The following is a 23,387-nucleotide window of genomic DNA, read 5'->3' as shown; positions in this document are numbered from 1 at the left end:
GTTTCTTTCGGATAGGCTTAATAGAATCCTAAAATACAGTAATCCAGTTTCTAATGTGATGTTTTGAAAATACAAAAGCCTCCTAATGGAGGCTTCTGCACTATTAAAGGCTTATAACTTTTGATTAGTTTACCACTACTTTAATGGTATACACTTTATTGGAATGAATTTTTAATATATAAGTTCCTGAAGGCAAACTCTGGTTGATAATCGAATAGTTGTAATCATTAATGTTTTTTGAAGAATAGAACAGGTTTCCGGTCATGTCAAACATATCGATTTGGTCGATTGGATATTTTGATTTGATATAGGTCTTTTCGCCTGCTTTTACCGGGTTAGGATAGACTTTTACCCCGTTTTGAGAAGAAAACTCTCCAGTTCCTAATGTTTCTTCAACTACAAATGAAATTCGGTTAGAAACTTCATTATAAGAGTCGTTTGTAAACATCACGATAAAATAATCTCCAGCTTCAGTTGGAAGTTTGTCGTCCTGAATCACTTTTGTTCCTTCAGAAAGTCCTTCAAAATACGTAAAGCTTACCAATTCGTCTACATTCGGGTCGTCTCCTGCATGGTAGATTCCTAACCAGTCTTTAACGATTCCCGGTGCATTTGTCCATGTAGCGATGATATTTTCATTCAAGTTATAGATGGTTTTGTTGATATTTAGCTGTGTGATCTGGTTTCCAACCTGGAAGAACACTTTATTTCCAACACTGTTATAACCATCTTGAAGGAAATATTCAGCAAAATAATAACCATCGGCCAAATTGTTGAACGTAAAGTTTCCGGAAGTTGTAGTAACATAACGCCATTGCGTTGAAGCTGGTCCGCCAGGAGTTTGTCCTACTTTATAAATTCCAATCCAGTCATTGGTAAGTTGAGGCCCGTTGGCAAAAGACAAGGTTACCGGACTACCTGAAGCATAGGTCTGAGCATTTGAAGAAAGCGTTACTAATGGGCCAACATAAAATTCTTTTCTGCCTGCCAATTCCGTATAACCGTCATTTTCTAAAAATGTTGCATAATATCTTCCTGGCGCTGTCAAACCGTTAAAAGTAACTGTACCACTACGCTGACCGTTTACATAAGTCCACAATTGTGAAGGGCTTGAACTTCCTGGTGTTTGGCCCACTTTGTATAAAGCAATCCAATCTCTTTGGTTACCCGGACCGTCCGTAAAAGAAACACTTATTGGAGTATTTGGTCGGTAAGCAATAGTATCCAGCTGAATTTGCGTATTTGCAAAACCACTATTTGTTATGTTAAAAGATTTTACAGCACTCCAAGGAGACCAGTTCAAATTTCTGTCTCTGTGACGCACCTTTACAAAGTATTGTCCGTTAGGAATTTCATTGGCTGCCAAATTAACCTTTGTGATATCGACTCCGGCATTGACATCTTTCGATACATCAACCTGACCGTTTAATGGACCATATAGGTTTTCATAATCTCTATAAATATCCTTTTCAATGATTTCGAAATTGGCCGTTTTTCCAATCAAAAATTCAGTAGAGTTTAATAATTGGTTGGATGTGGTAGTATAAGCAGAACTTGAGATTTCAAGTGGCAATTCTACATCACCACCATTAAAATCATTTAAGATTGTTGGCTGTTGCGGTGAATCCAATCCTTTATAACGGTGGAATACATCCATAAGCTCATTGTCTTTCCAGGTATAGGCACTTCCGATAGAATAGGACTCCACTTCAAAAGTATCGTTATTGACATCAACATCTATAATCTGATACATCCAGTTAGAAATTGTTTTTTGTACGTCATCATAATCTTTTTCAGCAGCCATTCCCCAATATTGGTCCCAAGCCACACCTCCTGAAATAATCTGGTAAGTTGGCGTGTTTTTCAATTGACCTCTGTGGTATAAGTGATGGTGGGCTCCAATATGCAAGATGTGTTTTGAAGAAGTAACCAAAATAGGCATAGCAGAATTTCTTATCCAGGTGGAAATATCACCAACATACTGTTCCGCCTGATAAGGTCTGTGTCCCAAGGAAACAATCCAGTCCACTGTAGAATCAGCATCGGCAGCTTGTACCACCTGTGTCAGCCAGTTCAATTGCTGGATTCCGGTATGCTCCGTATCCATCGCTATAAAAAGAACATTTCCAACTTGGTTAGCATAATAATTCTCTGTTCCTGATGAAATTCCTCTATACGACATTTCATCAAGCACATAATGGTCATAATAGGCCTGCATGGCTAATGTACCGTAAGTTTCATGATTTCCTACTAAAGTTTGAATTGGAAGGTAACCGGATAAAGCTTTGTTCTTTTTAAAATGTACGTTTTCATAATGATCTAAAGTACCAACATCTACCTGGTCACCAACCATTACTGTCAATGCAATATTGTCAGATGGATCTGCTGTGATTCCCCATTTTTCTGCAATTTTTCTTTTGGCTTGTGCTACAAGCGTATCAAATCGAGGAACATTTCGCATCTGGTTGTCACCCAGAACCAAAAAACGCAGGTGGCCGTCTGCCGTGGCAGCTTGACCAGGAAGCGGAAGCGTTTTGAACGACATGGTTTGTGAAGTGCTGGTTCCGGTCTTGACACGGTAATAATATTTAGTATTTGGGTTAAGCCCCGTTACTTTTACGCTGTGGTAATAGTAATTGCTCGGATATCCGGTATCCGTAAATATGCTGTTTGTTCCGGTAACAGAATTGGTAAGCGCAGTGGGTGTGCTTCCATATTCTACTATAGATTCCGGATTGCTCTCCGTTTTCCAGTTGACATAAATTGAATTGGTGGTTGGAGCTTGCAAGTAGGGCGACAGGGTTTGTGCCTTGCCCATCCATCCTGCAAAAAGCAGTAATAGAATGTAGATTTTTTTCATGATGTGTTATGTTGTTTGATGGCACAAAAGTAGGTTGGTCAGAATTGTTGGGAATTAGAAGAAGATTAAGTTAGGGTTAAAGAATGAAGGCTTTTTTGACGGCCGGTTTTAAGAGAAGTTTAAGGAAAACGGGCTGTTCTAACATTATGTTAAGATTTGTTTCAACCCTCTAAATGACCAGTTATTCTTATATGCTGCCACTTACTACTTTCTGCTATCTTGTTATAAGTATGCCTCCCATCTTTGTATCAGTGATTGAGAGTTGTAAACTTTCAAATCTTAAGGCTAGCCCAGGCTATCTACAATTCATTAGGATTACATACATCTGCCTATTTAAAATATTCTGGACAGAATAGGGGCATGCCTGCAAGTAGATTATTTATGAAGGTTATGGTTTCTCATGAAAATAGTTTTCAGATGCCATGTTTTTAGTATATGATTATGAAAAAATACAAGATAAAAAGCCGGTTCAACATGTTTCTTTAGGACGCTCGTCCTTCATGGGTGCTGTATTGTGGTAGACACGGCACAGCCGCTTTTTCAGGTTGCGGAAGCGGGAAAGCCGTAAGAGTTTTAGGGGTAAAGTTCTTCGTACGGATCCCGCTGGGCGCACCAAACAAAGCAAAAGATAAAAATAAGCCAAGTTATAAGCCAATTAAATAAGCCGTAAAAAGCAGGGATAAATGCCTAGAAGATTTATTGTTTCAAAACAAAAAATCAGATTATTAGGTCCCGGTTTATGCAAATAAATCGGGATTTTATCTTTTGTGAAATACAAAAAATAGGATGCTTTGATAGGAAACTCCTATGTTATAATGAATAGTAACTTTAAATTTTATATATATGACTTTTACGCCAGCCAAACCTCAACATCTGACTGTTCGAGATACTACTTTATTGATAAGCTATATAGGCGAATATAAAGAGTTTAGTATTGAAGAACTTAATTCCCTCTATATTGGTAAAAAGAAAATACCTTATCATGGTCTTGCCCGTATTATTCTTTTAATTTTCCTGTTTCCTCTAATAGTATTGTGTATACAATTGGAATCGCTTTATTGGACTATAGGACTAGCTGTTTCCTATGCTTTGCTATTTGTATTGCATGATCTGAAAACCTATACGCTTTGTGTACGAACTAAAACCGGAAAAAAATGGAGCCTTGCTGTCAGAAGGCGTGACAAGAAGCAATTGGTGGCAGAAATATCCGGTTTTCTTGATGATTTTTATGAATTGATGAAGAAATAGTGGATAAAAAAGCGTTCTGAATAGGAACGCTTTTTTTGTAAATTTTGGAATAGAATATTTGTATTAAAATAAGGGAGGTTACCTATACCAAAGTGTATAACGATGTGTTTTTTACATAATTAACTTAATTATATTTTATGAAACTGGCTGGAAACCTCCTTTTATTATAAAGTGCCTCTTTAACTGGATATTCTGAATAGATAGAAGCCCAAATCTACCATTCATATAACATATCTGAGGATTAAAGAAGTTATTAGAGGCACTTATTTTATTATGATTTGATAAAGAAAGCGGCTTTTTTATTTATCCCTAACTTGTTGCATTTGATCAAAATAATCCATTATGAAAAAAATATAAAGCCTACTTTCTTATAGGTGTCGTATTTTTATTGACTTATTAGAATACTTGGTAGTATTGCTACTCTTAGGTAATATAGTGTCCCTCGTTGATATTTTTATCTAAACTAAACTTTTATTAAGAACGTAGTGAGAGACACTATATCTGCTAGATGAACCCTATAGCGCAAGATATTAGCTAATACGTAATATCCTAATTGTTTTTTGAATTTTGCTTACACAAAGATTGTTGATTATAAATGAATAATCAATCATAAAGTAATAACTGGTCTCTGTGAAGAATAACTGGAAGTATAGAAGGATAAGTGGTTTTTAAAGAAGCTAAAAACCATCCTTTTGAAAAAGAAAAATCAGGAATGTGGAGGTTAATTTTTGATTTTAAGAAAACGATGAAAGTCTTCCAGCTTTCGCCTGGCAATAGGCAATAGCGTACCGTCTGATATTTCACAGTAGCTTCCGTCTTTTTTAATAATAGTGACCAAGTGTTCGATATTGACAATAAAAGAGTGGTGGATCCTAAAGAAACGAGTCTTGTCTATGGTTTCTTCAAAACTCAAAAGGTTTTTACTAGAGGTATATTTTTTGCCTTCCTGGGTATGGAAAACAGTATATTTTGAGTCGGCCTCAATATAGGTAATCTGGTTGCTCTTAACCATGTCAACCTTGTCCAGAGAAGGAATAGCTATATATTCTTTACTGTCTGAAAGGGATTGAGAGTCGTTATTAAATGATGTCAACTTTCCAAAATCGAAAAAGTCCTGCTGTTCGATATTTTTTATGGCTTTGTTTACGGCCAATATTATGTCTTCAATAACGATTGGTTTGAGTATATAATCAACAGCATTGTATTTGAATGCCTTAAGTGCATATTCGTCATAAGAAGTGACAAAAATTACCTGCGCTTTCAGGTTTTCCAATTGATCAAGAATTTCGAAGGAATTGCCTTCGTTTAGTTTTATGTCTAAAAAAAGAATATCCGGTTCTTTGTCATTGATTTCGGAAACGGCTTCTGCTATAGTCATGGCTTCTCCTACTACTTCTACGTTCAGGCAGTATTTGGTAACAAAGTGCTTTAATAAGGCAATATTGTTGACTTCGTCGTCAATTATGAGGGCTTTATGGGCGTGCATATACTTGAATTTGGTGGTGATTAAAGTTAAGAATATTCTCCAGATGTACCAATAAAGTTATATAATTAATCAAAAATTAAGAATCATTGGATGCCTGCTGTAATTTTAAGGTAACGCGCGTTCCGCAAATAGTGTCATTTTCTTCTAAATCATCAATGTCTAAAATAGCGGCTTTCGTCTCATTATTAGAATAGTTCATGATACTGATGCGTTCGTTAACTATGGTAGTAGCCCATGATTTATACGCTTCTTTTTTATTCTCAGCGTATTTGGCAGCCGCGACTCTACCAACTCCGTTGTCTTCGATAACAATTACCAAATAATCTTTTTCAACAGAAAAATCGATAGTTAGTTTTTTGTCTTTTTTTTGGGAAAGTCCATGCAGGATTGCATTTTCCACAAAAGGCTGGATCAGCATGCCGGGCAGAAATATCATGCTGGTGTCGTTAATGCTATTTTGGACATTTATGGTATATTTTAATTCATTATTTAATTGAAGGTTGTTGAGCAGCAAATAATTGTCAAGATATTCGATTTCGCTTTTGAGTGTAATGTGTTCCTGCCTGGATATGTCGAGTGTCTGTCTGAAAATTTTGGAAAAAGCTCCAAAATATTTGTTTGCCTCGGCTTCTCCTTTCAGAATCAGCACGCTTTGCATATTGTTTAGGATGTTAAATACAAAATGAGGATTCATTTGTGCTCGGAGAGCACTGGATTTTAATTCCTTAACTTCTTTTTCTCTTTCAAAAAATCTTTTTTGTATTCGGTTTCGCCTGATAAAGAAATAAATAACAGAACCTATGATTATAAGTGCCATTAAGAAAATAAAGAGAGGTGTCTTGAAGAAAATTTGTTCTACATGAAGATTGATTTTTATTTCGTTCATGGTTTCAATATTCTTGGCATCTTTTCCTTTTACCCGTAATACATAATCTCCGGGCGGCAGGCTGGGAAGTTCAACAAGACCAGAGGTTCCAGCATTAATCCATTCATTTCTAAGTCCTTCAATTTTATAGAAATAAATGTTCTTTTCGATATAAAACAGCTCATTAATAGAGAATACTGCTGAGAAATAGTTTTTGTTATAAGGAAGGTTAATCGTTTTTTTGTTGATATTCAAGTAATTGGTTACGTTTTTATTTTCCTCTTTAGAAAAATAAGTAGAGCTGTATAAAAAAATGGTGTGAGGGTGTTTTCCTTTGAGTTGTATTTTTTCGGGATTGAATTCTATAATACCATTCAGGCCTCCAAAATAGTAAGCACTGTCATTTTTCTTATAAGAAGACCTCGTGTTGAATTCGTTATCAGCGAGTCCATCTTCCTTATAATACACTGCAAAAAAACCTTTTTGTTTGTCAAATCGTGAAAGTCCGTAGTAGGAAGAAAACCACATGGCATCTTTACTCTCTAATATACCGCAGATAATGTTGTTTGAAAGCCCGTCAGACTGTGTTAGGTTTTTAAACTGTTTTGTTTTTGAGTCTAAGAAAATGATTCCTTTTCCATTTGTCCCAATCCATAGGTTGCCTTTCTTGTCTTCGTATAATGTCTGTAGGTTTTTATAATCAAAGGATGGGTTGATTTTCTGGTAATTTATAAAATCTTTTCCTTTTTCTTTTAGGAAAAGCCCCTGGCGTGTAGCAATCCATTTCTTTCCATCTTTTGCTTCTATGAAGCCGAGAACGGGAATATTTCCTAAATAATAACCATCTTCCAGATAGGGACTTACTTCCTCCGTTTTTTTATTGAAAACGCATAGACCCTTATTAGAACCTATCCACAATTCATCTGACGATTTTTCCTTCATGTATTCAATCTTGAAACCTTTAGGAAGCTCGATGTCTTTTTTAGTACGGGTAATCAGATTTACCTTTTTAATCCTATGGTATTGTTGAGAACCCCATAAAATAGAGTCATTTTTTTCTAAAACGAGAATATCGTACAAACCATTTTTCTCGCCCTTAATTGAAAGCTGCGTTGGTTTTTTACCATTCTCTTGCTTGTAAAGCCCTTCGTATGTGGCTATATACAAATTGTTTTTTGAATCGGAAATAATGCCTCTCGTACTGTATTGCTTGTCGTCGAATTGCAGGCTCCTTTTAAAATTATTTGGTATAATCAGTAGCTTATAAAGCTCGTCATAGGTAGATATCCATATAAAATTAGGACTATGGTTGTTATTGGATATAGAAATTTGCTTTTTAAAGTGCAGCGTATCTAAAGTAGTAATCTCATTGGAATTCTTGTTGATGTTATTGATGAAAAGATTTGCGTCATTGGCTATATACAATTTTGAATCAGTGACCAAAGCATTGGTACTCCAACTGCAATTGCCTAAAAAACAGTTTTCCTCATACGGATAGTTAAACAATTGTACGTCTAGTTTCTTTATATAGATATATTTATAAGGAACGTTGTTGTACTTATAGTAGCCACTGCTGTTTTCTGTTGCAATTTTGCCATTTTCAAAAACGGCAAAGTCGGGATTGATATCTTTATCTATAGCCTGAAGATTGCCAAAAAAATGGATGCCTCCGGAATCTATATAAAAAAGGTTATATCCCGATTTTGCGAAGATTTTGCCATTATCTAAAATCTTGATTATTTCAATTTCTTTTCCGTTTTTCAAAAGAGGATGAGTAACCTGAGTAGCCTTTCGGTCGGGAGCAATTTTGATTAAGAATCGAGATCCGTTGCTGATCCAAAGGTTGTTTATTTCGTCTTGCGCAATAAAAGATTTAGAACTTAGCTTTTCCGTAGAATATTGGATACGCTCTACCTGAAGTTTACCAGGTGCTATAATATAAACCTTATCGAGTTCGGCAGCCCAAATTATATTGTTATGGTCTTGTATCCATGCATTATTAGATAGGTAGAAGCTATCGTCGTAGCTGTTTTCATCTTTATAAAATTGGTATCGGAGCTTGTTTTTCCCGTCAAATCGATAAAAATCACCATCGCGATTGGTAGCATACCAAATGAAGCGGTCTTTGTCAATAAAGGCAGAACTTGAGAGCAGGTAGGTATTAAATCCATCCCGAATCTGCGCTTCTTTCAATGCATAATCCTGTCCAAACACTTGAACGGTAAGTAGCATAAAAAGTATAGATATGCGGAAATGCATAAAAAATAAATTATACTATGCAAAGTAAGTTTTTTTACGCAAATAAATAACAATATGTTCTGAAAAGCGATTTTACCAGTTATCCTAAAAAACTAACCAGTTATTCTTGTATACGACCTCTTACTACTTCTCACTTTAGGTTATGGAAAAGAATTCAAACCTTTGGACTATTAAAGATGGGGGAATACGCTCCCTTACCAGTTTTTCGTGACAGGCAAATAAGTAAATTGTGGGAGTATTTTATTTTTTGCCTGTCTCTACTGGTAATGATTAAGCTACAATTTTGGAATGTGTCTCCATAGCTTTATTACTAATCGGATTGGATGGAACAGCGTAGCTAAAAATACTACCCGCTATATTACGGTTTTCCGCCCAAATTCTTCCACCAAGTTTTACGATAAAATCCTTACTAAACGAAAGTGCTATACCTGCGCCTTCATGCATCGAACCGCCTTTGCTACTTATAGAAAACAGTTTTTCTATCTGGCCGTCTGATAATCCAGGGCCTTCATCTTTTACAGAAATAACAATCTCGGATCCGTTTTTGAACGCATCTACGGCAATTGTCTTTCCTTTTGGAGAAAACTTCAACGCATTTGACAATAGGTTTCTATTCACGAATTGTAGCATTTCTTTGTCGGAAGTAGCGTAAATACCCTCAGGAACATTATTGATAACATTAATGCCTTTTTCATTCAGTTGTGCATTGTATCCGCTAATGGCTTCGTCAAGGAGCGAACGGATTTCGACAGTCTCAAAATTAATCTTGAATTCGCCCAGTTGGCGCTTAATCCATTGCAGAGTAGCATCAAAATTTTCCAGCGTTCCGGAAATATCGCTACTTATTGTCAGGTAAAACGATTCTTTTTCAGATTCGGTAAGTTCTGTATTTCGCTCCAGTAAACGAATCATGTAGAGCGTTGAAATAAGAGGTGAGCGGAAATCATGGGCCAAGATCGAGACCAGATTGGATTTCATGGCATCGGCTTCAGACAAAGAAACATTCTTCTTATCGATGATATCATATAAAGCAGCTTTCTTTTTGGAGTCGGTTCGGATTTTTTTATAAGCACGGAATAGGAGTAATAGCAGGATACCGCAGATTATTGAAAAGATAGTCAACATCATGATTTTCTGTTGCGATGCTTTCTGCGATCTTTCAAGATCTTTGTTATTTTCCTGTAATTGGTAGTAATGGACGTAGTCTCCTATAAATTTTTGCAAACTTGCCTGCCGTCTTAGTTGTGCATCAATCATCTTCTCGCTTAATTCCCGCTCTTTATCAATATTGCCCATCATTTTGGCAAACCGCAACATTGAAAATAAGGCTGGCGCTTTTAATTCGTCATAACCGCTGGATTCTATTATTGCCATCTGTTCTTCCATATACTTCATGGCTAGTTCCGGATTAGTGGCGTTATATTCGGCCATAGCGTTAAGACCTTGAAGTTCTAATCGTTCCAATTTGGCTTCTTTTGCCTCTTTAAGTGAGCTTTCCAATAGTGGCAAGGCTTTATCTCTTAAACCACGCACCATATAAAAAATACCAAGAATCTGCTTGTTACCAATAAGTAACGACTTATCGTTTATTCTTTCGCCAATTTGATTGGATCTTCCCAAATAATAGTGGACGCTATCTTCAGGAAGTTGGGTGTTTGCCATGCAATAGTTGGCATAAACCCTGCTCATGATACTGTCGGTAGGGATGTCTTTTCCTATTCTCATAGCTTCCTTGTTATACTCTATGGCACGAAGTTGATTTCCGACCTGCATCTGAAGACTCGCTAAATTCATGTAGAGTTGGACTGTATTGGGTTTGTCGCCCATTTCTTGGTAGTCAGCCAGTACCTGACTGAATATATTTAGAGCCTCTCTGCTGAGTCCTTTTAAAGCTAATGAAATACCGATAACATTTTCTGCATCAACGGCTCCTTTTTTATAATTGATTCGAGCTGCTACCGTACGGGCATTCATACCATAAATCAAACTGCTGTCAGCATTTTTCATGTACATCAACATACCGATACGGTTGATTTTATTGACGTAAGAAATACTGTCTTTTACTGAAGGCAGGCTTTTTTGAAGTTTTTGTATTTCCTTTGTTTGAGAATAAGAATGGGAAAAACAAAAGAAAAATATGACCGAAAGTAAAAAGCGTCTTGTGGGGAATGGTTTGGGCATCTTTTTATTTTTTGATTGTAAAAATAAGGATTATAATAATGCGAAGTAGTTTTCTGTAGAAGTAGGAATAATAGTATAGGTGTTTCTTTGCAATGCGAAGGCTTGTAATTGAATATTTTATAAATTAATAACCTGATATTAGGCGCTCATTTCTCCGTGTTTTTAGAAAATAGGAATCACTACAAGATTATTTTTCAGACTCTATCTTTCTAGAATTGATTTCAATACCTATTTATTTTTAAAATAAAACAATATATTTCGTTGATTATCAATAATCATTGACTACATTTGTCGGCGATAATTATATAACAGGTTTCTGTTGCCTTCTCTGGAATAGTTTAAAACACTCTTTTTCTCTCTCTCAGTTTTTGCTTTTTCAGGTGCCATTTTTTTAATCTTAATTTTATTTACTTATGAATATTTTTGTTGGCAACCTGAATTTTAGGACTACTGAAGAACAATTGTTTGACTTGTTTGCTGCTTTTGGTGAAGTTACTTCAGCTAAAATCATTACAGACAAATTTTCAGGAAACTCAAGAGGGTTTGCCTTTGTAGAAATGCCTGATAATGAGGAAGCACAGAATGCAATCAACAACCTGAACGAATCAGAACTTGACTCACGTACAATGGCAGTAAAAGAAGCATTGCCAAAAGAAAACGATAACCGTTTTAATAAAAAACGCTACTAGATCGATCCCTATTTCATTTTTGGCCTGAGCGCCACATATTGTAAATTATCAATCGTCGAATGTTTCTGAAACCTATGTTCGGCGAATCGGAAGAAGTGTATGTGAATGGTAATGCATTCGAAAGCTTATCTTCATATCCCATTTAAACTAAAAACCCAGCATGGCAGATTCGTTTTTTAAGAAAGAAAACAACAAGAAAAAACAAAAAAAACAACAGGATAAAATATCCAGAAGAGAAGAACGAAAGACAAATAACAATAAAGGGAAAGAACTTGACGACATGATTGTTTATGTCGATATCAATGGGAATTTCACTTCATTACCACCACATGCCCAGAATAGGGAAGAAGATGCTGCAAGAGCAAAACAAGCTAAAGAAGCAGAAGCAATTACAGCAGATACAGTTTTCTCTGGAGTAGTTTCTTACATGAGTGAAAAAGGATATGGCTTTATTACAGAAGAAGGCAGCAATGAAAATATCTTCTTTCATTACGGACAATTAAATGAACCTGTCAAGAAAAATGATAAGGTACAATACAGAAAAGAAAAAACAGTAAAAGGATATCAGGCAACTGACATAAAAAGTAATAAATAACAAATTAAAAAAAAGATGCAAGAAGGCACAGTAAAATTTTTTAATGAAACTAAGGGATTTGGTTTCATTTCACAAGAAGGAAGTAATGAGGATATTTTTGTCCACAGTACTGGATTATTAGATAAAATTCGTGAAGACGACAAAGTAGTTTTTGATATAGAAAAAGGACAAAAAGGCTTAATCGCTGTAAATGTCAAAAGAAAGTAATTACCTGTACTAGTTTGTAAAAAGGTGTATAAATAATTTTATTTTATACACCTTTTTTATTTTTAAAACGTATAGACAAAAGCATTGACGTTCATGCCGGCTCCTACGGAAGCAAAAAGGACAACATCGCCTTTTTTGATAGAATGCTGAGGCAATTCGTCTTTTAAAATCATGGTTAGCAACGATGGAATTGTAGCTACGCTGCTATTTCCAAGCTTATGAATAACCATTGGCATTATATTTTCAGGTACCGGAGTGTTGTAAAGTTTGTAAAAACGGTTTACGATCGCTTCATCCATCTTTTCATTAGCCTGATGGATTATTATTTTAGTAAGGTCATTTATTGAATAACCGCTATTGTCCAGACATTTCTGCATTGCGCTAGGAACGTTCAAAAGAGCAAACTCATAGATCTTTTTACCTTCCATTTTTAGGTAGCGTACACTAGGGCAATTATCAATATTATAGGATTTCCCAAAATGAAGATAATCTTTCTCATTTAGGGTGAAAGAACCCGATATGTGGGATTTCATCCCCGATTCGTCAGTACTGGCTTCAAGAATAGCAGCACCCGCACCATCAGCATAAATCATACTATCCCTATCGTGAATGTCGACCACACGAGTAAGGGTTTCTGCGCCTATAACAAGGCATCTTTTGGCTATTCCGGATTTAATAAAGGCATTGGCCTGTATCATACCTTCAATCCATCCCGGACATCCGAACAAGACATCATAGGCTACGCAAAAATTATTTTTGATTTTTAAAAGATGTTTGACTCGTGCAGCAAGACTTGGAACCATATCAGATTGAATTGTTCCTGTTCTGACATCGCCAAAATTATGTGCAAAAATAATGTAGTCTAATGTTTCTGGGTCGATTCCTGAATCTTCTATAGCGGATTGAGCGGCAAAAAAACCTAAGTCAGAAGCGACCTGATCAGAAGTAGCATAACGCCTTTCTTCAATACCCGTAATTTCTTTCAGTTTGGTGGCAATGGTTGCGTTGTCTTGTTTTAAAGCATATCCCGTTTGGTCTAAAAAGTGATGCTTATCAAAAAATAGATTGGTAATGGTTTGGGAAGGAATATAGTTTCCCACCCCGATAATTTTACTCGTCATCAAAAAAGGTCACTTTTTACAGTAACTTCATTTATGAAGAGAATTAAAGTGATGCAGTAAATATAATGATTTTAGATTATATGCGATTTATTATCTGATTCTTTTGAACTTCAAGGTACTGTTTTGAGTCATTATAATTAGATTGTTTCCCGTTAATTTGTACTTTCCTTTTAAATACTTCTCTGTTTTTTCTGGTGCAGTTTTAGTAGCATTTAGTAAAGCTAAAGAGTCTTTTGTGAATGTATATTTACCATTTGCAAAATTTTCTAATTCATTTTTTTTGTTGATTTGAAAAGTATTGGCAGCTTCAAAATGCAATCTTTCTGCTGTTTCGACATTCTCCCAAGTTCCATAGAACTCGTTTTTACCCATATACTTATTCTTTAAAGTGCTTATTAAAACAAAGAAACCAATGAATACGAGCGGTATGTAAATGAATTTGATTTTGCTCATTTTGTTCATTCGTATAGGCCTGTCACTATCTTGAAATAATGGCGGTTCCTGAACAAAATATTTAAATAAAGCCTTATAATCGGATAACAACACAAACAAAGCCATTAGGGTTAATGTCAGTGCCATTCCTTTTGCTCCCTGTATATCATAAGCAAAATCCATCAAAAGAATATTAACCATAAAGGTGAGAAACAGGATGATTCCGATTCTTGTGGTTTTCCTAAAAAATAATAGTATAGAACTGATTATTTGCGTGGTGGCTATTACAAGTCCGTACCAATAGGAATATCCATAATAATACCACGTAAGCTGGAAACCGCTTAATGAACCTATTGGCTTGTCGTAGATGCTAGGTTGTGAGGTAAACTGTGTTTCAAATATTTTAGCAAATGCATACGAAATTATCATCGTTGCTAAAAAATACCGACAAAATGTATAGAGGTATAAATGTGCCTTTTTTAAATCCATGTTTTTAAATTATGTGGTAAACCCTGTTTTTGTGTTATACTGCAAAATTAGGCCGTCTTCCAATCATAGGATTGTACTAATGGAAACACTTAAATAAAAAGCCATTTATTTTCCTTGTCCAGATCGACATTTTTAAAAAATAGTTGCGGATTAATCTCGGCTAGTTCCTTAAAGTTTCTGATAAAATGAGATTGGTCATAAAAACCGAATAACGATAAATCGGTGAAGTTTTTGCTCTCTTTTTGTTGAATCAGTGAGTTCCTGAAACGGTGTATTTTTCTATACTCTGAAAGCGATTTACCCACATGTTTTTTAAATATCTTATTAAGATACTGTCTTGTAATATGATGCTTTTTGGCAATGTCTTCAATTTTGATATCGGTCTCAATATCAGCAAGTATTTTTTCAATTAATGAAAAGTCTTTGGCTCGCAGTTTTGAGACTAAATAATCTTCCAATTCCTGAATCTGCTTGTCTCTATCTAAACTGAAAATCGCTAATATTTTAGCATTAAAATCCGGGAAAAAGGTAAAATCCAAAATCGTATTATTCGAAAATACTTCTTTGGTATCCTCTAAAAAGTGATTGATTCCTAAAGGCTTAAAGTAAATGGTGATTTCATTTATAGGATGCTTATAATGAATCTGTATGGGCGATGTATAGCGAGATACCACACAAGTCATCATGTTTTCTTCTGCCGAAGACTGTATCGTAACTTCATTATTTTTGACTTCAACCGCTATATTCTGGTTGGTAGTCAGTATGCAAAAGTTATTGGGGAAAGTTCGATATTTTACCGGACTTAGGCTTTTATCTTCAGAGATGAAGTAGTAACCCTCAATATACTTTTCTAAAATTGTACTGTTTGGTTTATAAAAATGTAGTTTCATTAGTGTTTACTGCGTGTAAATTTTAATGTCTGGAAATGCAGTGCTCTCCATGAATTGTTCCTGTCATTAATTACAAAGATAGGGTAGTATGACGCCTTAACGTGACATACAAAAAAGCCTGCAAATATAATTTTTGCAGGCTTTAATAACTAAAAAAACTTTTTAGATGTTTCTATTCTTGAGTTTATTAATTAAATACCAAGCTCTGTAAATAATTTGACTAATTGTTCTTCAGATGGTCTGGGAGCGTCACCTGCAACAATATTTCCGTTAGGGTCGATTAAAATAAAACGAGGTATACCATCAATGGCATAATCCGTAACAAATTGAGATTGAAATGCGTTATCCGCATGGAGTTGAATTCCTTGCATTTCTCTCTGTGTGACAACTTTTTTCCATTTTTCAGAGTCTTTTTTCTCATCAACAGAAATGCTTACAAAAGCAATGTTTTTGTCATGATATTTCTTTTCAATTGCTATCATAAACGGAAGTTCTTCCATGCAGGGGCCGCACCAGGTTGCCCAAACATCGATATAAACAAACTTTCCTTTTAAATCGTCAAGTGAGGTTGTTCCGCCTTTGATGTTTTCATAATTGAATTTTGGAGAGGGATTTCCCTTGGTAAGCTTTTTTAATTTATTGTATTTTTCAGTCAACTCTTTTTTGAAATTCTCATCTGTTGAAATAGATAAAAGCCCCTTATAAAATGGTTCCATTTTTTGATTAGAAAGAGAGACTTCGTAGGAAAACGTTTCTGCCAAAGCATTTTTAATATTTTGATTTTTTAGTGCTTTTATTTTTGCTATCATAACATCATGAAAATCTCCACTTTTTTTGGCTTCTTTCTGGGTTTCATCATCAAAATGTGTTAGGACAAGTTGACGATAAGGTGTTGAAAAATCGAAATCAGCTCCGTTGTCAAAATCAATAGTTTCATTAGTTTTTGGATAATTTTCAGAAACTTTAAAATTTTCATTTCCTGCAAAAACGCCATGATAATCAGGATAAATTTTTAAAAGATATTCTTTATGGTAATTTAAGTTTTTAGCTTCTTTATCCTTAAAATCGCTAACTGTAAAAGTACTGCCTTCTAATAGTTTAGTGCGTTTTTTAGCCAATTCGTCAATTTTTGCCAAATAATTGGTTTCATTAAGAGAAAAAAGAGTTTTGGCATCACTACCTATTATTTCTTCCTGAAGTTTTCCTTTTTTAGCAATATAATTGTTTTCGGCAGCTAAATCTCCTGTAAATGTAATATCATTCAGTTTTTCGAAATTAGCATCAAAAGAGAGATTTTTGCCTTTGTGGAGATAAATGTTTTGTCTTCCAATTTCGTATGTTCCGTTATATCCTATCTGAAGCGTATCCGTAAAACTTCCGTCTTCTTTTACACTGATTTCTTTTTGGAAAGAATTTCCTCTAATGGCAAATTTGCCGTCTTCAGCATTAGTCATCTTTCCCGAAATGATTGTGTATTCTGGAGCGACTTCTTTAGCGCATGAAAATAAAAGCAAGGATAAGGCAAACGGAATTAGTTTTTTCATAAATCTATATCTTAAGTTTAAATCAAATATACTTACTTTAATTAAACAACGTTAAAAATTAGATTTGAAGTATATTTTAGGTTGGTGTATTAAAGTAGACGAGAGAAATATTTTTCGTTTAAAAAACACCTGATATCCCTTGAAGAATATTATCTTAGTTTTTATAGTAAAGAAGGTATCAACTCCAATATTGCATATAAACAGGCTATGCCCTTAACTGAAACCAAAATGAATATACGTAAACTAATTTATTTCTTGTTAATTGGAATTCCAATCCTAGGAATTCTGATAACACCATACGCAATTTTAAACACAATGGTAAGTTTGAAATATGAAACTGAAAATATTACTGATTGTGTTTCAAATGTTAGCGGTGAAAATCTTTGTGATACAATTAGAAATTTGAAAATACTGTTTGCTGTTTGTGTTTTGCTGTTGTTTATGTTGATTTATTTCAGAAAGAGAATATTGAAACCAAATTTAAAATAGAAAATAAAAGGATGGCTAGAAACCAACCTATAGCTAAGTGAGTTTACATATGTTTACGATACCCTTAAGGAAAAGGGATAATGGAGTCAGACGAGCAGACATATCAAAATTATAGACTTCCCGTTCCACTAGAGTTTGAGGACGTGTTTTCCCATTTCTATATTGCCGAGAATACTACCGAAGTCTCCCTAACCAGAATTTTGTTGCCGTCATTCCAAACCATTATGGTCTTTAATTTTGGAACTCCTGCCTCGTTGGTTTCCAAACTAGGTACGGTAATAGAGGTAGACAAATGCATAGTGCTGGGACCTATCAAGCAAGCGTTTGAATATACGCTTTCGGCTGGGGCGAAAATACTGGTCGCTAATTTTAAAGGAGATGCTTTCTATCGCTTTTTTGGCAGGGCCTTTCTTTCCGACCATCTGCCTATCCATCCGGACAAAGCCATGGAGGAAAATTGTTTTACCTACTTGTGGCACCAGCTAAACAATATTGCTACGGATATTGAAAAAATAAACCGTATCCTGGACTTTTGCAGACCGTATCTAAAATTACAAAATACAGTTTCTACTTTGTTGGCCAACCTCAAATCAGGTCATGTAAACCCCATTAAATCTGTTGCCGAGGAAATGGGGCAGAGCGAGCGGAATATCCAACTGGCCCAAAAGAAATATTTTGGCTATAGCGCAAAGGAAGTCAACAGATACCAGCGTTTTATAAAGGCAATAGGTCTTATTGAGCAGGCAACAGCCTCCGCAAACGAAATCGACTGGTTTGAAATCATCAGTCAGTGCGGTTATTATGACCAAAGCCAGCTTATTCATGATTTTCAACATTTTTTGGGCTTTTCTCCCAAAACCTTTTTGAAGTTCCAGCAAGACATTTGCCAGGCCGCTTCTGATTAGCGGTTTTCGTTTTCTTACAATTTTCCCATTTGCAGGCCTTCTACTTTTGCTTCAGATAATCATTTAAAAAGCAAAAACATGAAACATCTTATAATTTATGCCCATCCCAATGGAGCAAGCCTGAACAGCCACTTTAGACAAACTGTAGAAAAAACACTTAGGCAACAGAACCACGAAGTAATAGTGAGGGATTTGTATCAAATTGGCTTTAATCCTGTACTATCTCTGGAAGACATGGAAGGACAACGCAGGGGAACAGTTAGTGAAGAAGTTAAGAAGGAGCAAGAATATATCACGTGGGCCGATGTCATTACCTTTATCTATCCCATCTGGTGGACAGGCATGCCGGGCATTATGAAAGGCTATATTGACCGGGTGTTCAGCTATGGTTTTGCCTACCGTTATGATCAGGGCGTACAAAAGGGATTGCTGGGCGACAAATTGGCCTACATCATCAATTCGCATGGAAAGTCGGCAGCGGAATACGAACAGATAGGAATGGATAATGCGCTAAAACTAACTTCGGATAAAGGTATCTATACCTATTGCGGTTTCAACATCAAGCAGCATTTCTTTTTTGACCGTGCCGATCGGACTACGGAGGAGATGGTCGGGGAGTGGACTTCCAAAATTATTGATGCCTATACCCAAAACTAAAAAAATGGGTATTCTTATGAAAAAACAATTTCTTGTAAAACAAAGGATTAAGTAGATTCTGGAAAACAAATTATCATTAACATTAGAGGATAAGAAAAAAGTAGGCCAACAGCCGTTTTTGAGCAATAACCGGTAGAAACCTTTTGAACTTAGAAGCTTTATAATAATTTTATACCACCACCGCCAAGCTGCGGAACCTTCAACAACTTTTGAAAAAATCGTAAAATGGCTCCTATTTAAATATCTTATCGTATTCTTTTTTTAATTAGTTGTACTAAAAAGCATGATGAAAATGCAATTATTAAAACAAACGAGGTAATAAGTAAAAAAGACACTACAGAATTAGAAAGCGATTTTAAGAATAAATTGAATGATTCCGTTTATGTCATTAAAAATGAGAATAGGGAGAGTTTTGTTAATCTGTTCTATTCTAAAGACCAGAATAAACATGTTTTTTTTGATTCAATCGTAATACAAAACAAATTGGATAAAACTATTCAGAAAATTAAATTAAAAAAAGAAACTTTTTTATCAGATTGGGAAACAGAATATTGTTTATTAGTAGACGAAGATATTAATTTTGATGGTTTTGATGACATTAGCCTCATAAACTACAAGGGAGCATATAATTCATCACATACTCATTGGGTGTATAAAAAGAATTTAAAAAAATATAAACACATTAAATCCCTGGACAGTATCTATAATGCTGGTTTTGACAAAAATAAAAAAGAAATTCATTCAGAATGGAGAATAGCTCTTCAAGTATTTCACTCTGAAACCTATTTTTGGAAAAATGACCAAATTATTTTAAAAGAACAAACTGTCAGATACAGCACACCTGATTCAATTAATCCGGAAGTTGTGTATCATCGAAAATTAATCAATGGAAAGTATGTCGAAAGCGGAGTTAAGTATTACTAAAGCTACTGCTAACAACGTTTGGCGCTATAGTTCTATTTGATTTTATTTGTTTAAATAAAAAAGACGATTTAACTTAATTAAGTTAAATCGTCTTTTGTGTTGGAGTCAGGGAGTATTGAATTGTTGATGACTATGTAGGTTGTTGACAAGTAAAAACAAGTATTACCGCTTCTTGTTGATTTGGAAAATTTTACAAGGAAGTAAAACAATGCACAAAATCAGAAAGAGATTTATCGGGTCCAATGAGTTGAAAATGCAATGTATTTTTCAAGTCTTAATCTATTTTATAAACTGTCATTTTTTTAAACCTAATACTGTTTAATTTTTAATTAATTTTAGGTGAGTGAATGATTTTTGATTTTTGATTTTTAAAATATACACCCCTTCTTTTAACTCATTAATATTAAATTTGGTCTCGTAGTCTTTAAATTTTTTTATAAATCTTCCTTCAAGAGAATATATTGAAACTTCTTCAATAAGAGAATTAAATTCAAATTCATTAGTTACGGGGTTAGGATAGATGTAAATATTATGTAATGAATTTTTATTAAATGTATCAGTACTTAAGAATGGGGAATTATTAAGAACAGCTATTCCATCTCTTCTTGTACTATTTATATGGTTAAAATTGCCTGAAATTAAAATTTTATTATTTGGCAATAAACTTATATTTCTAACTAGATCATAGTCCCCAAAACTATTTTGTACAGCTGTGTATGTGCTATTAGCAAATGAAGTATCAATTGTTCCATTGGAATTTAATCGCTTTAAAAACTCAACACCGTCAATCTTACCCGAAATTATATATTTATTATCTGGCTGTATAACCATATTCACAACGCGTGAATTAGTTGAACCAATAGCAAACGGCGATGTAAAAGTAGGATCAATAGTTCCGTCGTTATTAAGCCGTATGATATAGTTTGAATTGGATGAATTATAGCTTGTGAATTTTCCTATAACTATTAATTTTTCAATATCTTGCTGGTATATGATTTTGTAAACGTCACTGTTAAATGCTGTTCCGGAATTAAATGTAGGATCAAAAGTTCCATTGCTATCTAATCTAACTATATTTGAAATTATATTGTCATTATAATCTGTAAAAACTCCTCCTAGAACAATTTTGTTGTTTGGTACCAATGCAATAGTATTTACAGAATATCCTTCTGTTCCTGCAACAGATATTCCGTTTATGCCTTTTCCTATATTAAAACTTGTGTCTAATGTTCCATTGGAGTTTACTCTCATCAAGCGTTGTCTGTAAGAACCATTGCCCGGAGAAGAATACCTGAAATTTCCACCAATAATTATTTTTCCATCATTTTGAAGGGCATGGTCGCAAACAAAAATATTAACATTATAGGGGGCAATTATAGAAGCGGTTGACGCAAATGAATTATTAATCAAACCATTTTCTCCTATTTTTTTAGTAAAAGGATTTGAAGAAATAAGATTCGAGGCATTGTCTTTCGTTAAGTAATAGGAGTATAAATTAGATGTTAAGAAATTAGCATAGTCATTTTGATGGATAGATCCGTCTGAATTTATTTTTATTAAACCAGCTGTAATTCGTTCATTGTAAATGCCATTTGTATCTCCATTTGGATACACGTAATTTATGGAATAAGTCGGATTTGCTATTATATTACCATCGTTTAAACTAATTGATGACGCAAAAGATGGCGTATATGGATCTGTACCTAAATTAGGATTAAAACTCAAATCCGTTAATCCATTTTGTAAAACTTTTACTATGCTACCTTTATATATTGGTTCAAAGTTAACCGAAGTAAATTGACCAGAAACAATAATGGAATCGTTAATTGAATCAATAGAGTAAACTCTTGTGTAGGTGCCCACTAACTTACAGTCAAAAGTAGTATCTATTGTGCCATCTTGATTTACTTGTACTATCCTACTACAATAACTACCTGTGCAATTGTTTAAATTAATACCTTCTCCTCCCAATAGTATTTTTCCATTGGATTGTAAATTCATATCATAAATATATCCATTGCTGTTCAATCCATTATAGCCAATTACACTTGTGAAATTGAATGTTGTATCAATAGTTCCATCAATATTTAATCGCAATAGGTTATAACTTGGATTGCCGTTGAAATTGTTAATGATTCCAGTTATATAAATTTTGTTTAAGGAATTGTCATAAATTACTCTGTAAATCTGACCATTGTTTGTGCCATTTGTCGTATTATTTCCTCCTCCAATACCAATATTAAAACTGTTATCTATCGTTCCATTACTATTTAATCTGACAAGATTAATTTTTATGAAATTATTAAATTTAAGAAATTTACCACCCACAATAATTTTATTATCATTTTGAATATCGATAGTTTTAATTATTCCATTTTCAGTAAAAGAATTAATGATATTTTTAAAGCCAAGTCCAATATTAAAACTATTGTCAATAGTTCCGTTAGTGTTCAATCTAACCATACTTGCATACGGTTGACCATTAAACTGTGTAAATTCTCCGCCACACAAAATCTTGCCATCACTCTGAATCTTGACACATGTTATGTAACCATTAGACGAAGTTCCAACATTAAAACTTGTATCAATTGTCCCATCAAGATTTAAACGGACAATATTTTTTTTACTTACCCCATTAAATGTTGTAAAACTCCCTACAACTATAAGTTTTCCATCAGGTTGCTCACAAATCATAGATGAGCTTCCATAATATTGATCAACATAATCTGGGCCTAATCCAACATTAAAAGACGTATCCAAAGAACCATCCGGGTTCAAAATCGCTAATTTGTTAGTAGGAATTCCCTGGTAAACATTAAAATCGCCATAAACAGCAATTTTTCCATTTCTTAATATTTTAGTTGTATAAATTTCAGCCCCGCCACTAGAACCCAAACTACTAAAACCATTATATATAGGATTATTAAGATGTACAGGATTATTAAAGCCTAGGTCTATTGTGCCATCTTGGGAGTATAAAAAACTTGGGAGTAAAAATAACAGGATTAAAATTTTTTTCATAAAAATTAGGACTTCAACAATTAATATAATTTTATTATAAATGTACGTATTCAAACTAAATTTGACTTTTTCTAAGTGAGTGTTTAGTTAAAAAATCAAAGATATATCATTTTTTGCTTGGTTAATAATTTTGATTTTTGATACTCATTCCTGCGTTCAATTTTCTTGAGTTTTTCTCTTTCTTTTACTCTTCCAAAATAGACATTATAATCTTGTAAAATAAGTGTTTTACAAGGTTTTTTGTGGAGTGATTGGGATGTCAGTCGAACTCCTTATTTCTCTTTTATCTTTCTTTGAACGGCTAAAACAATAATGTAAATTCTGTGAAATAAAGTTCAATAGGAGAGAATATTAGTGCTATGGAGACAGGTTGAATGAAATATTCAAGCCAGAAAGAAGGAAAGGACTCCGTCGTTGATCTGATGTCGGTACTTTAGCTCGATGCTTAATTAATATCGGAACTTCCACCAAAAACTTTAAATGCGACAGATGTGTTTTTATTGTAGGTAACCTTAAGGTAATCTT

The 23,387-nt window shown here is 34.3% G+C and carries 16 protein-coding genes; 7 read left to right on the top strand and 9 right to left on the bottom strand.

What is annotated here, in order from left to right; all coding sequences use genetic code 11:
- Positions 1-124: 124 nt before the first annotated feature.
- Entirely contained in the window at positions 125-2,860 is a 2,736-nt protein-coding gene (locus tag FJA49_RS02420) for a fibronectin type III domain-containing protein (protein ID WP_139998474.1), read from the bottom strand.
- 843 nt (positions 2,861-3,703) lie between these two features.
- Here FJA49_RS02420 and FJA49_RS02415 point away from each other — a divergent pair.
- Complete coding sequence (locus tag FJA49_RS02415; RefSeq protein WP_139998472.1) at positions 3,704-4,108, top strand: hypothetical protein; 405 nt, start codon at positions 3,704-3,706, stop codon at positions 4,106-4,108.
- Positions 4,109-4,829: 721 nt separating this feature from the next.
- On the opposite strand, the gene FJA49_RS02410 is transcribed toward FJA49_RS02415, so the two are convergent.
- The 3 genes from FJA49_RS02410 to FJA49_RS02400 all read right to left on the bottom strand — a co-directional run bounded on the left by FJA49_RS02410 (position 4,830) and on the right by FJA49_RS02400 (position 10,899).
- Positions 4,830-5,594 carry a LytR/AlgR family response regulator transcription factor gene (locus tag FJA49_RS02410; protein WP_139998470.1) on the bottom strand — a complete coding sequence of 255 codons (765 nt, stop codon included), beginning with the start codon at positions 5,592-5,594 and terminating at the stop codon, positions 4,830-4,832.
- 76 nt (positions 5,595-5,670) lie between these two features.
- A complete protein-coding gene (locus tag FJA49_RS02405; protein WP_158629433.1) occupies positions 5,671-8,691 on the bottom strand; it encodes a sensor histidine kinase in 3,021 nt (1,006 codons plus the stop codon).
- Positions 8,692-8,988: 297 nt separating this feature from the next.
- The gene (locus tag FJA49_RS02400; protein ID WP_139998466.1) at positions 8,989-10,899 is read right to left on the bottom strand and encodes an ATP-binding protein; all 1,911 of its coding nucleotides are present in this window, start codon (positions 10,897-10,899) and stop codon (positions 8,989-8,991) included.
- A 413-nt stretch (positions 10,900-11,312) separates the two neighbouring features.
- Here FJA49_RS02400 and FJA49_RS02395 point away from each other — a divergent pair, with 413 nt between their 5' ends.
- The 3 genes from FJA49_RS02395 to FJA49_RS02385 all read left to right on the top strand — a co-directional run bounded on the left by FJA49_RS02395 (position 11,313) and on the right by FJA49_RS02385 (position 12,390).
- Positions 11,313-11,588 carry an RNA recognition motif domain-containing protein gene (locus FJA49_RS02395; RefSeq protein ID WP_139998464.1) on the top strand — a complete coding sequence of 92 codons (276 nt, stop codon included), beginning with the start codon at positions 11,313-11,315 and terminating at the stop codon, positions 11,586-11,588.
- A 160-nt stretch (positions 11,589-11,748) separates the two neighbouring features.
- Positions 11,749-12,183 (top strand): cold-shock protein, encoded by a 435-nt coding sequence (locus tag FJA49_RS02390; protein ID WP_139998462.1) that lies wholly within the window; start codon positions 11,749-11,751, stop codon positions 12,181-12,183.
- 15 nt (positions 12,184-12,198) lie between these two features.
- A complete protein-coding gene (locus FJA49_RS02385; RefSeq protein ID WP_139998460.1) occupies positions 12,199-12,390 on the top strand; it encodes a cold-shock protein in 192 nt (63 codons plus the stop codon).
- A 62-nt stretch (positions 12,391-12,452) separates the two neighbouring features.
- Here FJA49_RS02385 and FJA49_RS02380 read toward each other — a convergent pair whose 3' ends face one another.
- The 4 genes from FJA49_RS02380 to FJA49_RS02365 form a co-directional block, all read right to left on the bottom strand.
- On the bottom strand, positions 12,453-13,511 hold the full coding sequence (locus FJA49_RS02380; RefSeq protein ID WP_139998458.1) for a 3-oxoacyl-ACP synthase III family protein: 1,059 nt from the start codon (positions 13,509-13,511) through the stop codon (positions 12,453-12,455).
- Positions 13,512-13,601: 90 nt separating this feature from the next.
- Complete coding sequence (locus tag FJA49_RS02375) at positions 13,602-14,432, bottom strand: hypothetical protein (protein ID WP_139998455.1); 831 nt, start codon at positions 14,430-14,432, stop codon at positions 13,602-13,604.
- 89 nt (positions 14,433-14,521) lie between these two features.
- Positions 14,522-15,322 (bottom strand): helix-turn-helix domain-containing protein, encoded by an 801-nt coding sequence (locus FJA49_RS02370; protein ID WP_139998453.1) that lies wholly within the window; start codon positions 15,320-15,322, stop codon positions 14,522-14,524.
- Between the two features lie 191 nt (positions 15,323-15,513).
- Positions 15,514-16,866, bottom strand: coding sequence for a TlpA family protein disulfide reductase (locus FJA49_RS02365; RefSeq protein WP_139998451.1), 1,353 nt, complete (start codon positions 16,864-16,866; stop codon positions 15,514-15,516).
- Between the two features lie 569 nt (positions 16,867-17,435).
- On the opposite strand from FJA49_RS02365, the gene FJA49_RS02360 reads away from it, so the two are divergent.
- From FJA49_RS02360 to FJA49_RS02350, 3 genes are all read left to right on the top strand, one after another.
- A complete protein-coding gene (locus tag FJA49_RS02360; RefSeq protein ID WP_139998449.1) occupies positions 17,436-18,260 on the top strand; it encodes a helix-turn-helix transcriptional regulator in 825 nt (274 codons plus the stop codon).
- A 78-nt stretch (positions 18,261-18,338) separates the two neighbouring features.
- The gene (locus FJA49_RS02355; protein WP_139998446.1) at positions 18,339-18,917 is read left to right on the top strand and encodes an NAD(P)H-dependent oxidoreductase; all 579 of its coding nucleotides are present in this window, start codon (positions 18,339-18,341) and stop codon (positions 18,915-18,917) included.
- Positions 18,918-19,400: 483 nt separating this feature from the next.
- Positions 19,401-19,841, top strand: coding sequence for an XAC2610-related protein (locus tag FJA49_RS02350; protein WP_139998444.1), 441 nt, complete (start codon positions 19,401-19,403; stop codon positions 19,839-19,841).
- A 318-nt stretch (positions 19,842-20,159) separates the two neighbouring features.
- On the opposite strand, the gene FJA49_RS02345 is transcribed toward FJA49_RS02350, so the two are convergent.
- Complete coding sequence (locus FJA49_RS02345; RefSeq protein ID WP_139998442.1) at positions 20,160-22,862, bottom strand: T9SS type A sorting domain-containing protein; 2,703 nt, start codon at positions 22,860-22,862, stop codon at positions 20,160-20,162.
- Positions 22,863-23,387: the final 525 nt, after the last annotated feature.

It is taken from the genome of Flavobacterium microcysteis (assembly GCF_006385255.1).
Classification (GTDB): domain Bacteria; phylum Bacteroidota; class Bacteroidia; order Flavobacteriales; family Flavobacteriaceae; genus Flavobacterium; species Flavobacterium microcysteis.
This window is presented reverse-complemented; position numbering and strand designations above follow the sequence as displayed.

What these genes read in the sequence shown, in the direction of transcription:
- FJA49_RS02420 (WP_139998474.1), bottom strand. Translation starts at nt 2,860, where the DNA reads ATGAAAAAAATCTACATTCTATTACTGCTTTTTGCAGGATGGATGGGC.
- FJA49_RS02345 (WP_139998442.1), bottom strand. Translation starts at nt 22,862, where the DNA reads ATGAAAAAAATTTTAATCCTGTTATTTTTACTCCCAAGTTTTTTATAC.
- FJA49_RS02375 (WP_139998455.1), bottom strand. Translation starts at nt 14,432, where the DNA reads ATGGATTTAAAAAAGGCACATTTATACCTCTATACATTTTGTCGGTAT.
- FJA49_RS02365 (WP_139998451.1), bottom strand. Translation starts at nt 16,866, where the DNA reads ATGAAAAAACTAATTCCGTTTGCCTTATCCTTGCTTTTATTTTCATGC.
- FJA49_RS02380 (WP_139998458.1), bottom strand. Translation starts at nt 13,511, where the DNA reads ATGACGAGTAAAATTATCGGGGTGGGAAACTATATTCCTTCCCAAACC.
- FJA49_RS02390 (WP_139998462.1), top strand. Translation starts at nt 11,749, where the DNA reads ATGGCAGATTCGTTTTTTAAGAAAGAAAACAACAAGAAAAAACAAAAA.
- FJA49_RS02415 (WP_139998472.1), top strand. Translation starts at nt 3,704, where the DNA reads ATGACTTTTACGCCAGCCAAACCTCAACATCTGACTGTTCGAGATACT.
- FJA49_RS02355 (WP_139998446.1), top strand. Translation starts at nt 18,339, where the DNA reads ATGAAACATCTTATAATTTATGCCCATCCCAATGGAGCAAGCCTGAAC.
- FJA49_RS02400 (WP_139998466.1), bottom strand. Translation starts at nt 10,899, where the DNA reads ATGCCCAAACCATTCCCCACAAGACGCTTTTTACTTTCGGTCATATTT.
- FJA49_RS02410 (WP_139998470.1), bottom strand. Translation starts at nt 5,594, where the DNA reads ATGCACGCCCATAAAGCCCTCATAATTGACGACGAAGTCAACAATATT.
- FJA49_RS02360 (WP_139998449.1), top strand. Translation starts at nt 17,436, where the DNA reads ATGGAGTCAGACGAGCAGACATATCAAAATTATAGACTTCCCGTTCCA.
- FJA49_RS02370 (WP_139998453.1), bottom strand. Translation starts at nt 15,322, where the DNA reads ATGAAACTACATTTTTATAAACCAAACAGTACAATTTTAGAAAAGTAT.
- FJA49_RS02395 (WP_139998464.1), top strand. Translation starts at nt 11,313, where the DNA reads ATGAATATTTTTGTTGGCAACCTGAATTTTAGGACTACTGAAGAACAA.
- FJA49_RS02405 (WP_158629433.1), bottom strand. Translation starts at nt 8,691, where the DNA reads ATGCTACTTACCGTTCAAGTGTTTGGACAGGATTATGCATTGAAAGAA.
- FJA49_RS02385 (WP_139998460.1), top strand. Translation starts at nt 12,199, where the DNA reads ATGCAAGAAGGCACAGTAAAATTTTTTAATGAAACTAAGGGATTTGGT.